Genomic DNA, 13,497 nt, shown 5'->3' with positions numbered 1-13,497 from the left:
CGCTCCCTGCAGGAGGCACGTCGTGCCCGACATCGTCACCCTGACCATGAACCCGGCGCTCGACGTGACCACCTACACCGCCGAGGTGCGGCCCACCAGCAAACTGCGCTGCGAGGCGCCGCGGCTCGAGGCCGGGGGAGGCGGGATCAACGTCGCGAAGGTCGCCGGGGTGCTCGGCGTGTCGGCCGGGGCGGTGTATCCGGCCGGCGGTCCGACCGGGGATACGCTCTCGGCGCTGCTGGCCGCCGGGGGTGTCGACAGCCGGCGCATCGACATCGACGGCATGACCCGCGAGTCGTTCACGGCGATCGAACGCAGCACCGGCCACGAGTACCGGTTCGTGCTGCCCGGCCCGGAGCTGAGCGTGGAGGACCAGGAACGGTGCCTGGACCTGCTCGTCGAGACCGCCACCGGCGCACGGTACGTCGTCGCCAGCGGCAGCCTTCCGCCGGGCGTGCCGGGCGAGTTCGTCCAGCGCGTGGCCGACGCCGCCACCGACGCCGGTGCGCGCTTCGTCCTCGACTCGTCGGGGGACGCACTGCGCCGCATCAAGTCGGGCGTGCACCTGGTCAAGCCGAGCCTGCGGGAGCTGCGCGAATGGGTGGGCCGGGAACTGCGCACCCCGCACGAACAGGCCGCGGCCGCCCACGAACTCGTCGACGCCGGCGTCGCCGAGGTCGTGGTGGTGTCCCTCGGGCCGGAGGGGGCGCTGCTCGTCTCCGCCGACACCACCGCCCGGCTGAAGGCCCTGGACGTGCCCGTGCGCAGCGCCGTGGGCGCCGGCGACAGCATGGTCGCCGGGCTGGTCGTGGGCCTGCTGCGGGGCCGCTCGCTGCGCGACGCCCTGGCGCTCGGCATCGCGGCGGGCTCGGCGGCCCTGCTCACCCCGGGCAGCCAGGTCTGCCGCCGCGACGACGTCGAGCGGTTCGACGTCCTCGCGCGGCAGCGGTGACGCCCCGAGCGACCGGATCGTTCCCCCCGTCAGGGCGGTCCCGAGCGGCCGACGGCATGGTCCGCTCGCTCGGAGCGCACGACGCGGTCAGTGCTCGTGCCGTGCACGGTCCAGGACGATCCGTTGCTCGGCCTGCGCCACCGTGCGCCGGGTCTGCGCCGCCGCGTCCGGCGTCACCGACACCGACGTGATGCCCCGGCGCACGAGATGCTCGGCCAGTTCCGTGCTGGTGGAGACGGCCTGCCCGCACAGCGACGTGGTCAGGCCGGCCGCCGACGCCCGCTCGATGATGTGGTCGATCGCGTCCAGCACCGCCGGGTCGAGCGTGTCGAACAGATCCTTGCACACCTCGGAGTCGCGGTCGACGCCGAGCACGAGCTGGGTCAGGTCGTTGCTGCCGATCGACACGCCGTGGATGCCGAGCTTCGCGTACTCGGGCAGCCAGTACACCACCGACGGCACCTCGGCCATGATCCAGCGCAGCATCCGGCGATCCGGGCCGAGCGGATGCGCGTCGAGCTGGGCCAGGCACTCCCTCAGTTCCCAACGGGTGCGCACGAACGGGATCATCAGGTGCACGTTGGGGTGCTGCGCGCGCACGCGGTGCAGGACGTCGAGGTCGAGCGAGAACAGCTCGGGATCGCGCACGTAGCGGAAGCAGCCGCGGTACCCGATCATCGGGTTCTCCTCGTCCGGCTCCACCTCGCCCCCCTTCAGGTTCGCGAACTCGTTGCTGCGCAGGTCGATTGCGCGGTACACCACCGGCCGCGGGGCGAAGGCCGCCGCGATCCGCGCGACGCCCTCGGCCATCTTCGACACGTACTCCTCGCGCCGGCCCTGCGCGATCATGTAGGCGGGATGCTCCCCGGCGAGCGCCTCGGTGATCATGAACTCCGCCCGCAGCAGCCCCACCCCGTCGACGTCGGTGGCGGCGACGGCCTGCGCGGCGTCGGGGGTGGCGAGATTGACGTACACGGCCGTCGCGGTGACGGTCGGGGAGGGGGCCGCGGCCGCCGGGGCGGCGGTCTGCGCCGCGGTCGGCCGGTCGGCGCGGACCTCCCCGTCGAACACGACGCCGGCATCGCCGTCCACCGTGATCACCTGGCCGTCCCGCAGGTCCTGCGTCGCGGTGCGGGCGCCGACGACGACGGGCTTGCCGAGTTCGCGGCCGACGATCGCGGCGTGACAGGTGATGCCGCCACCGTCGGTGACGATGCCCCCGGCGCGGCGCAGGATCGGCAGCCAGTCGGGCCGCGTCATCGGGGCCACGAGGATCTCCCCCTCGGTCAGGCGCTTGCCGTCGACCAGTTCCTGCAGCACCCGGACCCGTCCGGTCGCCCGGCCGGGGCCGGCGCCGAGCCCGGTCAGCAGCGGTGTCGCCTGCCCGTTGCCGGACGCCGCGGCGGCCCCGGGCATCCCCAGGGTGGTGATCGGGCGGGTCTGCACGATCCACAGCTCGCCCTCGGCGAACGCGAACTCGAGGTCCTGCGGCCGGCCGTAGTGCTGCTCGACGCCCGCGGCGAGCCGCGCGACCTTCTCGAGCTGCTCCTCGTCGAGCACCCGCGTCTGCCGCGACGAATCGACCGCGACGCGGCTGTCGCCGGTGTCGGTGGAGGCGATCTGGAACTCCTGATGCCCGAGATGCACGTCGAGCACGGCGAAGCCGTCCTTGGCGACGACGTAGGTGTCCGGCTCGACCTGGCCGCCCACGACGACCTCGCCGAGGCCGAGGGCGGCCTCGACGACGATGCGGTCGAGCTCGCCGGTGCGGGGGTCGGCCGTGAACGCCACCCCCGAGGCCTCCGAGCGCACCATCACCTGCACCACGACGGCGATGGACGGTTCGTCGGTCACCCCGCGCAGGCCCCGGTAGGTCCGGGCCCGCTCCGACCACAACGACGCCCAGCACGCCTGCACGGCGCGCACCACCGCGTCGGCGCCGGCGATGTTGGTGTACGACTCGTGGATCCCGGCGAACGAGGTGTCCGCGGCGTCCTCGGCGGGCGCGGAGGACCGCACCGCCACCGGCACGTCCACGCCCAGCTTCTCGTAGGCGGCGACGATGTCGGCGCGGATCTCGTCGGGCACCGCGGCCCCGGTCACCAGCGCGGCCAGTTCCGCGGAGGTGCGGATCAGCGTCGCGTCGTCGATGTCGGAGGCCGGGACGGCCTCGGCGCGCAGCCGGTCGCGCACCCCCGCGGCGGCCATCGAATCGAGATAGGCGGCGGTGGTGATCGCGAAGGCGGGCGGCACGGGGAACCCGGCCCGGGTCATCTCCCCGAGGTTGGCGGACTTGCCCCCCACGGTCGGCGCATCCTCCGCGCCCACCTCGCCGATCGGTCGAACCCACACCGTGTGCGTGGCCATCGTCGCTCCCCACTGCCGCTTCGGGCCCAGCGGATCCGGGCCCGCCACCGTCCACTCAAGCATCGCCCAGAGGGTCGAACCAGGGGTCGAAAGTCATGAAAACCTGTCCCCGGGCGGGCGGGCGCCGCGACGCGCGGCGGGCCCCGCCGGCGGGACCGTTAAACTCGGTGGACGTGGCCCACCCGATGATCGCCCCCTCCATCCTCTCCGCGGATTTCGCGCGCCTGGCCGACGAGGCCGCCGCAGTCGCGGACGCGCACTGGCTGCACGTCGACGTCATGGACGCGCACTTCGTGCCGAACCTGACCCTCGGCCTGCCGGTGGTGCAGTCGCTGCTGAAGGCAACCGACATCCCACTCGACTGTCATCTGATGATCGAGGACCCGGGCCGCTGGGCGCCGCCCTACGCCGAGGCGGGCGCGCACAATGTCACCTTCCACGTCGAGGCCACCGAGAATCCCGTCGCCGTCGCCCGCGACATCCGGGCCGCCGGCGCCAAGGCCGGCCTGAGCGTCAAGCCCGGCACCCCGCTCGAGCCCTACCTCGAGATCCTGAAGGAGTTCGACACGCTGCTGGTGATGAGCGTCGAGCCCGGCTTCGGCGGCCAGTCGTTCATCCCCGACGTGCTCGACAAGGTCCGCGCGATCCGCCGTCTCGTCGACGCCGGGGAGCTGACCCTGCTCGTCGAGATCGACGGCGGCATCAACGCCGACACCATCGAGGCGGCCGCCGAGGCCGGGGTGGACTGCTTCGTCGCCGGGTCGGCCGTGTACGGGGCCGACGACCCGGGCGAGGCGGTGCGCAAGCTGCGCGAACGGGCCGCCCACGCCTCCCCGCACCTGACCCTGGCCACGTGAGCGATGCACCGCTCGAGGCGGCCGTGAGCGGTGCCCCGCTCGAGGCGGCACTGCGCCTCGCGCTCGACGCCGGGGAGTCGGTGCGCGGCACCACCAGCCCCAACCCGCCCGTCGGCGCGGTGATCCTCGACGCGGCGGGACAGGTCGCCGGGGTCGGGGCGACCCGGCCGCCGGGCGGCCCCCACGCCGAGGTCGTCGCACTCGAGGCGGCCGGGGAGCGGGCCCGCGGCGGCACCGCCGTCGTGACCCTGGAGCCGTGCAATCACACCGGCCGTACCGGTCCGTGCGCGCAGGCCCTGCTGCGCGCCGGCGTCGCCGCCGTCTACTACGCGGTGGCCGATCCCCACCCGGCGGCGGCCGGGGGTGCGCGGACGCTGCGGGACGGCGGCGTGCGGGTGCACGGCGGGTTCGGCGCCGAGCCCGCCGAGGCGGGAGCCCTGCGTGCCTGGCTGCACCGGCAGCGCACGGGACGGCCCCACGTGACGTGGAAGTACGCCGCGAGCCTGGACGGGCGCAGCGCCGCCGCCGACGGCACCAGCCGCTGGATCTCCGGCCCGCAGTCACGCGCCCGCGTGCACGCCGAGCGCTCGCGGCTCGACGCGATCGTCGTCGGCACCGGCACCGTCCTCGCCGACGACCCGTGGTTGACCGCCCGGCTGCCGGACGGCTCGCTGGCCCCGCACCAGCCCCTGCGCGTGGTCGTCGGCAGGAGCGAGATCCCGAAGACCGCAAGAGTTCTCGATGATGCCGCGCCCACCCTGGTGCTGCGCACCCACGATCCGGACGAGGTGCTCGGCGCGCTCGCGGATTGGGTGGACGTGCTGCTCGAGGGCGGCCCGCGCCTGGCCGGTGCGTTCCTCGCCGCGGGCCGGGTCGACCGCATCCAGGCCTATCTCGCGCCGGTGCTGCTCGGGTCCGGACCGTCCGCAGTGCGGGACGCCGGCGTGCGCACGATCGCCGAGGCGCTACGGTTTCGTCGGGAGCGCGTCGAAACCGTCGGCGCCGACGTGTTGCTGACCCTGGTCCCCGACCGGGAGTGAGGAGCGAGCTGTGTTCACCGGGATCGTGGAGGAACTGGGCGAGATCGTCGCGCGGGAGGACCTGGCCGACGCGGCGCGGTTCACCGTCCGCGGACCCGTCGTGACCTCCGACGCCGGCCACGGCGACTCCATCGCCGTCAACGGTGTGTGCCTGACCGTCGTCGACGTCCCGGGCGGCGACTCCTTCACCGCCGATGTGATGAAGGAGACCCTCGACCGTTCGAGCCTGTCGCAGCTCGGTCCCGGCAGCCGCGTCAACCTCGAGCGGGCCGCCGCGCTGAACAGCCGCCTCGGCGGGCACCTGGTCCAGGGCCACGTCGACGGCACCGGCACCGTGCTCTCGCGCACCCCGTCGGAGAACTGGACCGTGGTGCGGATCTCGTTGCCTGCCGACGTGTCCCGGTACGTGGTGCACAAGGGCTCGATCACGGTGGACGGGGTCTCGCTGACCGTCTCCGCGCTCGGCGGCGAGCCCGGCGACGAGTGGTTCGAGATCTCCCTGATCCCGACCACGCTGTCGCTGACCACCCTGGGCAGCGCCGCCCCCGGCACGCTCGTCAACCTCGAGGTCGACGTCATCGCGAAGTATGTGGAGCGGCTGCAGGCCGCCGGCCGCTGAGTCGTACTGTTGAACTCGGCAATCAGTTTGTCCGTACACGAGATTTTGGAGCCCACGCAAGTGACGAGGTTCGACACCATCGAGCGCGCGATCGCCGATATCGCAGCCGGCAAGGCGGTCGTCGTGGTCGACGACGAGGACCGCGAGAACGAGGGCGACCTCATCTTCGCAGCCGAGAAGGCCACTCCCGAACTGGTGGCGTTCATGGTGCGCTACACCTCCGGGTACCTGTGCGTGCCGCTGGCCGGGGAGGACTGCGATCGCCTCGGCCTGCCCCCCATGTACTCGACCAACCAGGACAAGCACGGCACCGCCTACACCGTGACCGTCGACGCGCGGGAAGGGATCGGCACCGGCATCTCCGCCTCGGACCGGGCCACCACGATGCGGCTGCTCGCCGATCCGAACAGCACCGCACAGGACTTCACCCGCCCCGGGCACGTGGTGCCGCTGCGCGCCAAGGAGGGCGGCGTGCTGCGCCGGCCCGGCCACACCGAGGCCGCCGTCGACCTCGCCCGCATGGCCGACCTGCGCCCGGCCGGCGTGATCTGCGAGATCGTCTCGCAGAAGGACGAGGGCCACATGGCTCAGACCGAGGAACTGCGGGTCTTCGCCGACGAGCACAAGCTCGCCCTGATCTCCATCGCCGACCTGATCGCCTGGCGCCGCAAGCACGAAAAGCACGTCGTGCGCATCGCCGAGGCCCGCATCCCCACCCGGCACGGCGACTTCACCGCCGTCGGCTACCAGAGCGTCTACGACGAGGTCGAGCACGTCGCGCTGGTGCTCGGCGACATCCCCGGCCCGGACGGTGAGGGTGCCGACGTGCTCGTGCGGGTGCACTCGGAGTGCCTGACCGGCGACGTGTTCGGCTCGCTGCGGTGCGACTGCGGCCCGCAGCTCGACGCCGCACTCGAGATGGTGGCCATGGAGGGCCGCGGTGTGGTGCTGTACATGCGCGGGCACGAGGGCCGCGGCATCGGCCTGATGCACAAGCTGCAGGCCTACCAGCTGCAGGACTCCGGCTCGGACACCGTGGACGCGAACCTGCAGCTCGGCCTGCCCGCCGACGCCCGCGACTACGGCATCGGCGCGCAGATTCTCGTGGACCTGGGCATCTCGTCGATGCGGTTGCTGACCAACAACCCCGCCAAGCGGGTCGGCCTCGACGGCTACGGGCTGCAGATCACCGAGCGGGTGGCGATGCCGCTGCGCGCGAACTCCGAGAACATCACCTACCTGCGCACCAAGCGGGACCGCATGGGTCACGACCTGATCGGCCTGGACGACTACGAGGCGGGGGACGCGTAGATGAGCGGCGAAGGACTGCCCGAGCTGCAGCTGTCCGAGGCGGCCGGGCTGCGGCTGGCCATCGTCGCCGGCCGCTGGCACGCCGAGATCTCCGAGGCGCTCGTCGCCGGGGCGCAGCGCGTCGCCGAGCAGGCCGGCGTCACCGACGTCACCCTCGAACGTGTCGCCGGCGCGATCGAGCTGCCGGTCGTCGCCCAGCAGCTGGCCCGCACCCACGACGCGGTCGTCGCCCTCGGCGTCGTGATCCGCGGCGGGACCCCCCATTTCGAGTACGTGTGCGACGCCGTCACCTACGGGCTCACCCGCATCGCGCTGGACGAGGGCACCCCCGTCGGCAACGGGGTCCTCACCACGAACGACGAGCAGCAGGCGATCGACCGGGCCGGACTGCCCGGCTCCGTCGAGGACAAGGGCGGGCAGGCGTGCGCTGCCGCCCTCGACACCGCCGTGACCCTGCGGCGGCTGCGCGGGGCCGCGCGGTGACCTCCGCCGCCGACACTCGCTGGGACCTCGAGGTCCGCAGCCGCAAGATGTCCCGGTGGGCGATCGTCGCGGCGATCGTGCTCATGCTCGGCCACATCGGGGCCGCGCTCGTGCTGCGCGCCGGCGGCGACACCGGCGTGAACCTGCGCGTCGCCGACCAGATCGCCATCGTCTGTGTCGGCGTCGTCGTCTCCGGCAGTGTGCTGCTGCTGACCCGGCCCCGGTTGCGTGCCGGGGCGTCCGGCGTGGTGGTGCGCAACGTCCTCGGTGAGAAGGCGTTCGGCTGGGACCAGGTGCGGGGCATGACCTTCCCCCAGGGCAAGCCGTGGCCCCGGCTCGAGCTGCCGCAGGACGAGTACGTGCCCGTCGTCGCTGTGCAGGCCCGCGACGGCGAGCACGCCGTCGCGGCGCTGGCCGCGTTCCGCGAGCTCGAACAGCGGTACGGCGGGGGTGTCGGCTCGGCCGACTAGCCTGGACCCGTGCCCGACCCCTCGACCTACCGCCCTGCCCCCGGCACCGTCCCGGTGGAGCCGGGGGTGTACAAGTTCCGCGATCCGCACGGCCGCGTCGTCTACGTCGGCAAGGCCAAGAGCCTGCGGTCGCGGCTGAACTCGTATTTCGCCGACGTCGCGTCGCTGCACCCGCGGACCCGGCAGATGGTGACCACCGCCGGGTCCGTCGAGTGGACGGTCGTGGGCACCGAGGTCGAGGCGCTGCAGCTCGAGTACAACTGGATCAAGGAGTTCGATCCCCGGTTCAACGTCCGCTACCGCGACGACAAGACCTACCCCATGCTCGCGGTGACGTTGAACGAGGAGTACCCACGGCTGTTCGTCTACCGCGGGCCGCGCCGCAGGGGCGTGCGGTACTTCGGTCCCTACTCCCACGCCTGGGCCATCCGCGAGACCCTCGATCTGCTGCTGCGGGTGTTCCCGGCCCGCACCTGCTCGGCCGGAGTGTTCAAGCGGCACGCGCAGATCGGCCGCCCGTGCCTGCTCGGCTACATCGACAAGTGCTCGGCACCGTGCGTGGGCCGTGTCGACGCGGCCGGGCACCGGCGCATCGTCGAGGACTTCTGCGACTTCCTCGCCGGCCGCACCGACAAGCTGGTCCGCGACCTCGAACAGCGCATGCAGGCCGCCGCCGAGGACCTCGACTTCGAGACCGCCGCGCGGCTGCGCGACGACCTCGGTGCGCTGCGCCGCGCCCTGGAGAAGCAGGCGGTGGTGCTCGGCGACGGCACCGACGCCGACCTCGTCGCCTTCGCCGGCGACGACCTCGAGGTGGCCGTGCAGGTGTTCCACGTGCGCGGCGGCCGCGTGCGCGGCCAGCGGGGCTGGGTGGTGGAGAAGTCCGGCGACGTGGTGGACCGGCCCGAGGACGCGGCGGGTGCCTCCGGCACCGCCGAGACGGAACTGTCGCTGCTGGTCGAGCAGTTCCTCACCCAGTTCTACGGCGAGGAGGCCGCCCTGTCGGCGGCCGGCGCCGAACCGGCGGGCAGCGCCGTGCCCCGCGAGGTGCTCGTGCCCGCCCTGCCGCCCGAGCCGGAGGAGATGAGCCGCTGGCTCGGCACCCTGCGCGGCGGCCCGGTGCGGCTGCGGGTGCCGCAGCGCGGCGACAAGAAAGCCCTCGCCGAGACCGTGCAGCGCAACGCGCACGAGGCCCTGACCCAGCACAAGCTGCGCCGCGCCGGCGACTTCACCGCCCGCTCGGCCGCCCTGCAGGGCATCCAGGAGGCCCTTGACCTGGACTCGGCGCCGCTGCGCATCGAGTGTGTCGACATCAGCCACGTGCAGGGCACCGACGTCGTCGCGTCGCTGGTGGTGTTCGAGGACGGCCTGCCCCGCAAGGCGGACTACCGGCACTACGCCATCCGCGAGGCCGCCGGCGACGGCCGCTCCGACGACGTCGCCTCCATCGCCGAGGTGACCCGGCGCCGGTTCCTGCGGCACAACCGGGACCTCGCCGCGGCCGGCGGTGACCCGGCCGCGGCCCGCGGCGGTGACCCGGCCGCGGCCCGCGACGGTGACCCGGCCGCGGCCCGCGGCGGTGACCCGGCCGCGGCCCGCGGCGGTGACCCGGCCGCGGCCCGCGACGGTGACCCGGCCGCGGCCCGCGACGGTGACCCGGCCGCGGCCCGCGACGGTGACGGCGGCGACCTCGCCCCGGAGGCCGCGCTCGATCCGGCCACCGGGCGGCCCCGCCGCTTCGCGTACCCGCCGAATCTGTACGTCGTCGACGGCGGTGCCCCGCAGGTCGCCGCCGCGGCGGAGGTGCTCGACGAACTCGGCATCACCGACGTCGCGGTGATCGGACTGGCCAAGCGGCTCGAGGAGGTCTGGGTGCCGGGGGAGGAGGACCCGGTCATCCTGCCCCGCACCAGCGAATCGTTGTACCTGCTGCAGCGGGTCCGGGACGAGGCGCACCGCTTCGCCATCACCTACCACCGCAGCAAGCGGTCCCGGCGCATGACCGCTTCCGCGCTCGACGGGGTGCGCGGGCTCGGGCAGGCCCGCCGCAACGCGCTCGTCGCGCACTTCGGGTCGGTGGCCCGGCTGCGGGAGGCGACCGTGGAGGAGATCACCGCGGTCCCCGGCATCGGCGTCGCCACCGCCCGCGCCGTGCTCGACGCCCTGCGCGGCGACGTCCCGGACACCGCGCCGGCCCCGGCGGGTGAGGCTGCGGCGGACACGCCGGTGGGTGATGATGGCACCGTCGGCGTGTCGGGCGGACGAACGGAGTCGGAACTGTGACACACGAGGCGGAGACGGCGCAGCCTCGGCCCCGGCCCCGGGACGACCACCGCCCGCGGGCGGAGGTCGCCCTGGTCACGGGCCTGTCCGGAGCCGGTCTGAGCACCGCCGCGACGGCCCTCGAGGATCTCGGCTGGTTCGTCGCCGAGAACCTGCCCCCGCAGCTGGTCACCTCGATGGTCGATCTCGCGGTGCGGGCCGACCCGCCGCTGCAGCGCCTCGCCGTGGTCATGGACGTACGCAGCCGCCTGTTCACCGGCGACCTCGGCTGGGTCGTCACCGAACTGGCCGCCCGGCCCGTGCGCACCCGCGTGCTGTTCCTCGAGGCCACCGACGAGGTCCTCGTGCGTCGTTTCGAGCAGGTCCGCCGCAGCCACCCGCTGCAGGCCGACGCCGCCGACCGCACCCTCACCGACGGCATCGCCACCGAACGCGCCCAGCTCGCCGCGGTCAAGGCCGCCGCCGATCTGGTGGTCGACACGTCGTCGCTGTCCGGTCCGGAACTGCGCCGCAAGATCGAGTCCGCGTTCGGCGACGGCGACGCCGACTCGATCCGGGTCACCGTGGAATCGTTCGGATTCAAGTACGGTCTGCCGATGGACGCGGACGTGGTGTGCGACGTGCGGTTCCTGCCCAACCCGCACTGGGTGCCCGAGCTGCGTCCGCACACCGGCCAGGACGTCGACGTCCGCGACTACGTGCTGAGCCGGGACGGGGCGCAGGAATACCTGCAGACCTATCATCGGCTGCTCGAACTGACCACGGCCGGTTACCGCCGGGAGGGGAAGCGTTACATGACGATCGCGGTGGGCTGTACCGGTGGCAAGCACCGCAGCGTGGCGATGAGCGAGGCGCTCGCCGCGCGGCTCGACGCCGACCCGACGCTGTCGGTGCACGTCGCGCACCGGGATCTGGGGCGCGAATGACGGGGCCCGGTTCCGCGGCCCCGGCGCCCGGGACCGGCGGCCCGGCCGGCGGGCAGGGCACCGCGCCGAATCCGTCGATCGTGGCCCTGGGCGGCGGCCACGGCCTGTACGCCACGCTCAGCGCCGTCCGCCGGCTCAGCGACCGCGTCACCGCCGTCGTCACCGTCGCCGACGACGGCGGTTCCTCCGGCCGGCTGCGCGCCGAACTCGGCGTCATCCCGCCCGGCGACCTGCGCATGGCGCTGGCCGCGCTGGCCGCGGACACCCCCGGGGTGCACACCTGGACCGAGACGGTGCAGCACCGGTTCGGCGGCACCGGCGCGCTCGCGGGCCACTCGGTGGGCAATCTCATCCTGGCCGGGCTGACCGAGGTCCTCGGCGATCCCGTGGCCGCCCTCGACCGCGTCGCCGAACTGCTCGAGGTGCGCGGCCGGGTACTGCCGATGTCGCCGATCGCCCTCGACATCGAGGCGGACGTGTCCGGCCTCGAATCGGATCCGCGGGCCAGCCGCATCATCCGGGGGCAGGTCGCCGTCGCCACCACCCCCGGCAAGGTCCGGCGCGTGCGGCTGATCCCGGCCGACCCCCCGGCGTGTCCCGACGCGCTCGACGCGGTGGGCGCCGCCGACCTCGTCGTGCTCGGGCCCGGCTCGTGGTTCTCGAGCGTCATCCCGCACGTGCTCGTCCCCGACCTGCTCGAGGCGCTGGTGACGGCGCCGGCCCGCAAGGTGCTGGTGCTCAATCTGGCCGCCGAACCGGGGGAGACCGCCGGGTTCTCCTCCGAGCGGCACCTGCACGTGCTGGCCCAGCACGCCCCGGAGTTCCGGGTCGACCACGTGGTGGTCGACTCCGCATCGGTGCCCGAGGGCCGGGAACGCGAACACCTGTGCCGGGCCGCCGCCGGATTCGGCGCCCAGGTGGTCTACGCCGACGTGGCGGAGACCGGCACCCACCGACACGACCCCGCCAAGCTGGCGGCGGTCCTGGCTCAACACCTGCCCGACGCGGCCCGCCCCCGGGACCTCGCGCAGCGGGACGGAAGGGAGATCCCCACGTGGCAATGACAGCGGAGGTCAAGGACGAGCTGAGCCGGCTGGCGGTCACCCGCACCAGCAGCCGCAAGGCCGAGGTGTCCGCCCTCCTGCGCTTCGCCGGCGGGCTGCACATCGTCGGGGGCCGTGTCGTCGTGGAGGCCGAGGTGGACCTCGGGTCGATCGCCCGCCGGTTGCGCCGCGAGATCTTCGAGCTCTACGGCTACTCCGCGGAGGTGCACGTCCTCGGCGCCGGCGGGTTGCGCAAGAGCTCGCGCTACGTGGTGCGCGTCGCCAAGGAGGGCGAGGCCCTGGCCCGCCAGACCGGTCTGCTCGACGTGCGCGGCCGCCCGGTCCGCGGCCTGCCCGCGCAGGTCGTCGGCGGCAGCATCGCCGACGCCGAGGCGGCGTGGCGCGGCGCATTCCTCGCCCACGGCTCGCTCACCGAGCCGGGCCGCTCGTCCGCCCTCGAGATCAGCTGCCCGGGCCCGGAGGCCGCGCTCGCGCTCGTCGGCGCCGCCCGGCGCCTCGGCATCGCCGCCAAGGCCCGCGAGGTGCGCGGCGCCGACCGGGTCGTCGTCCGCGACGGCGACGCCATCGGCGCGCTGCTCACCCACATGGGTGCCCAGGACACCCGGCTGACCTGGGAGGAGCGCCGGATGCGGCGGGAGGTCCGCGCCACCGCCAACCGGCTCGCCAACTTCGACGACGCCAACCTGCGCCGCTCCGCGCGCGCCGCGGTGGCCGCGGCCGCCCGCGTCGAGCGGGCCCTGGCGATCCTCGGCGACGACGTGCCCGACCACCTCGCCGCGGCCGGTGCCCTGCGCGTGCAGCACCGGCAGGCGTCGCTCGAGGAACTGGGCCAGCTCGCCGACCCGCCGATGACGAAGGACGCCGTCGCCGGACGCATCCGCCGGCTGCTGTCCATGGCGGACCGCCGGGCCAAGGATCTCGGCATCCCGGACACCGAATCCGCGGTGACCCCGGAGCTGCTCGACGAGGCCTAGCCGGCCGGCCCCGGGCGGCGGCCGCGCCGCCCCGGGCCTCCTGCCGCGCCCCGCCGGCCCCGCAGATAGGGTAGGGGTCACATCGACCGATGAGTCCTGCCGACCGGCGCCGATGTCTCCGGCACCGCGGTGGGCACCACTGGCACAACCA

The 13,497-nt window shown here is 74.0% G+C and carries 12 protein-coding genes; 11 read left to right on the top strand and 1 reads right to left on the bottom strand.

Translation table 11 applies throughout. The annotated features are described in order from the left end of the window. Positions 1–22 precede the first annotated feature (22 nt). Complete coding sequence (locus A4U64_RS11665; protein ID WP_006937670.1) at positions 23–952, top strand: 1-phosphofructokinase family hexose kinase; 930 nt, start codon at positions 23–25, stop codon at positions 950–952. A gap of 87 nt (positions 953–1,039) precedes the next feature. Here the strand turns inward: A4U64_RS11665 and ppsA are convergent, their stop codons facing one another. Beyond that, positions 1,040–3,319, bottom strand: coding sequence for a phosphoenolpyruvate synthase (gene ppsA, locus A4U64_RS11660; RefSeq protein WP_006937672.1), 2,280 nt, complete (start codon positions 3,317–3,319; stop codon positions 1,040–1,042). Positions 3,320–3,492: 173 nt separating this feature from the next. Here ppsA and rpe point away from each other — a divergent pair, with 173 nt between their 5' ends. The 10 genes from rpe to whiA all read left to right on the top strand — a co-directional run bounded on the left by rpe (position 3,493) and on the right by whiA (position 13,346). Continuing rightward, a complete protein-coding gene (rpe, locus tag A4U64_RS11655; RefSeq protein ID WP_029543611.1) occupies positions 3,493–4,176 on the top strand; it encodes a ribulose-phosphate 3-epimerase in 684 nt (227 codons plus the stop codon). Next, positions 4,173–5,216: a bifunctional diaminohydroxyphosphoribosylaminopyrimidine deaminase/5-amino-6-(5-phosphoribosylamino)uracil reductase RibD gene (ribD, locus tag A4U64_RS11650; RefSeq protein WP_231772842.1), complete on the top strand. Its 1,044-nt coding sequence runs from the start codon at positions 4,173–4,175 to the stop codon at positions 5,214–5,216. Before rpe ends, ribD begins: the two co-directional genes overlap by 4 nt. A gap of 10 nt (positions 5,217–5,226) precedes the next feature. After that, positions 5,227–5,835, top strand: a complete 609-nt coding sequence (locus tag A4U64_RS11645; protein WP_006937678.1) for a riboflavin synthase — start codon at positions 5,227–5,229, stop codon at positions 5,833–5,835. A gap of 60 nt (positions 5,836–5,895) precedes the next feature. Beyond that, positions 5,896–7,146 (top strand): bifunctional 3,4-dihydroxy-2-butanone-4-phosphate synthase/GTP cyclohydrolase II, encoded by a 1,251-nt coding sequence (locus A4U64_RS11640; RefSeq protein ID WP_006937680.1) that lies wholly within the window; start codon positions 5,896–5,898, stop codon positions 7,144–7,146. Beyond that, on the top strand, positions 7,147–7,629 hold the full coding sequence (gene ribH, locus A4U64_RS11635) for a 6,7-dimethyl-8-ribityllumazine synthase (RefSeq protein WP_006937682.1): 483 nt from the start codon (positions 7,147–7,149) through the stop codon (positions 7,627–7,629). Next, positions 7,626–8,099 (top strand): PH domain-containing protein, encoded by a 474-nt coding sequence (locus A4U64_RS11630; RefSeq protein ID WP_083662509.1) that lies wholly within the window; start codon positions 7,626–7,628, stop codon positions 8,097–8,099. The genes ribH and A4U64_RS11630 overlap by 4 nt, the downstream gene beginning before the upstream one ends. 9 nt (positions 8,100–8,108) lie before the next feature. Beyond that, positions 8,109–10,382 carry an excinuclease ABC subunit UvrC gene (gene uvrC, locus A4U64_RS11625; RefSeq protein ID WP_084648633.1) on the top strand — a complete coding sequence of 758 codons (2,274 nt, stop codon included), beginning with the start codon at positions 8,109–8,111 and terminating at the stop codon, positions 10,380–10,382. Positions 10,383–10,453: 71 nt separating this feature from the next. Next, positions 10,454–11,308, top strand: coding sequence for an RNase adapter RapZ (gene rapZ, locus A4U64_RS11620; protein WP_170914089.1), 855 nt, complete (start codon positions 10,454–10,456; stop codon positions 11,306–11,308). Further along, positions 11,305–12,372 carry a gluconeogenesis factor YvcK family protein gene (locus tag A4U64_RS11615; RefSeq protein WP_029543623.1) on the top strand — a complete coding sequence of 356 codons (1,068 nt, stop codon included), beginning with the start codon at positions 11,305–11,307 and terminating at the stop codon, positions 12,370–12,372. Before rapZ ends, A4U64_RS11615 begins: the two co-directional genes overlap by 4 nt. After that, positions 12,369–13,346, top strand: coding sequence for a DNA-binding protein WhiA (gene whiA / locus A4U64_RS11610; protein ID WP_170914087.1), 978 nt, complete (start codon positions 12,369–12,371; stop codon positions 13,344–13,346). The genes A4U64_RS11615 and whiA overlap by 4 nt, the downstream gene beginning before the upstream one ends. Positions 13,347–13,497 lie beyond the last annotated feature (151 nt).

It is taken from the genome of Rhodococcus sp. WB1 (genome assembly GCF_001700945.1).
Classification (GTDB): Bacteria; Actinomycetota; Actinomycetes; order Mycobacteriales; family Mycobacteriaceae; genus Rhodococcus; species Rhodococcus aetherivorans.
Note: the sequence above shows the minus strand (reverse complement) of the source record. Positions and strands in the feature narration are given on the sequence as shown.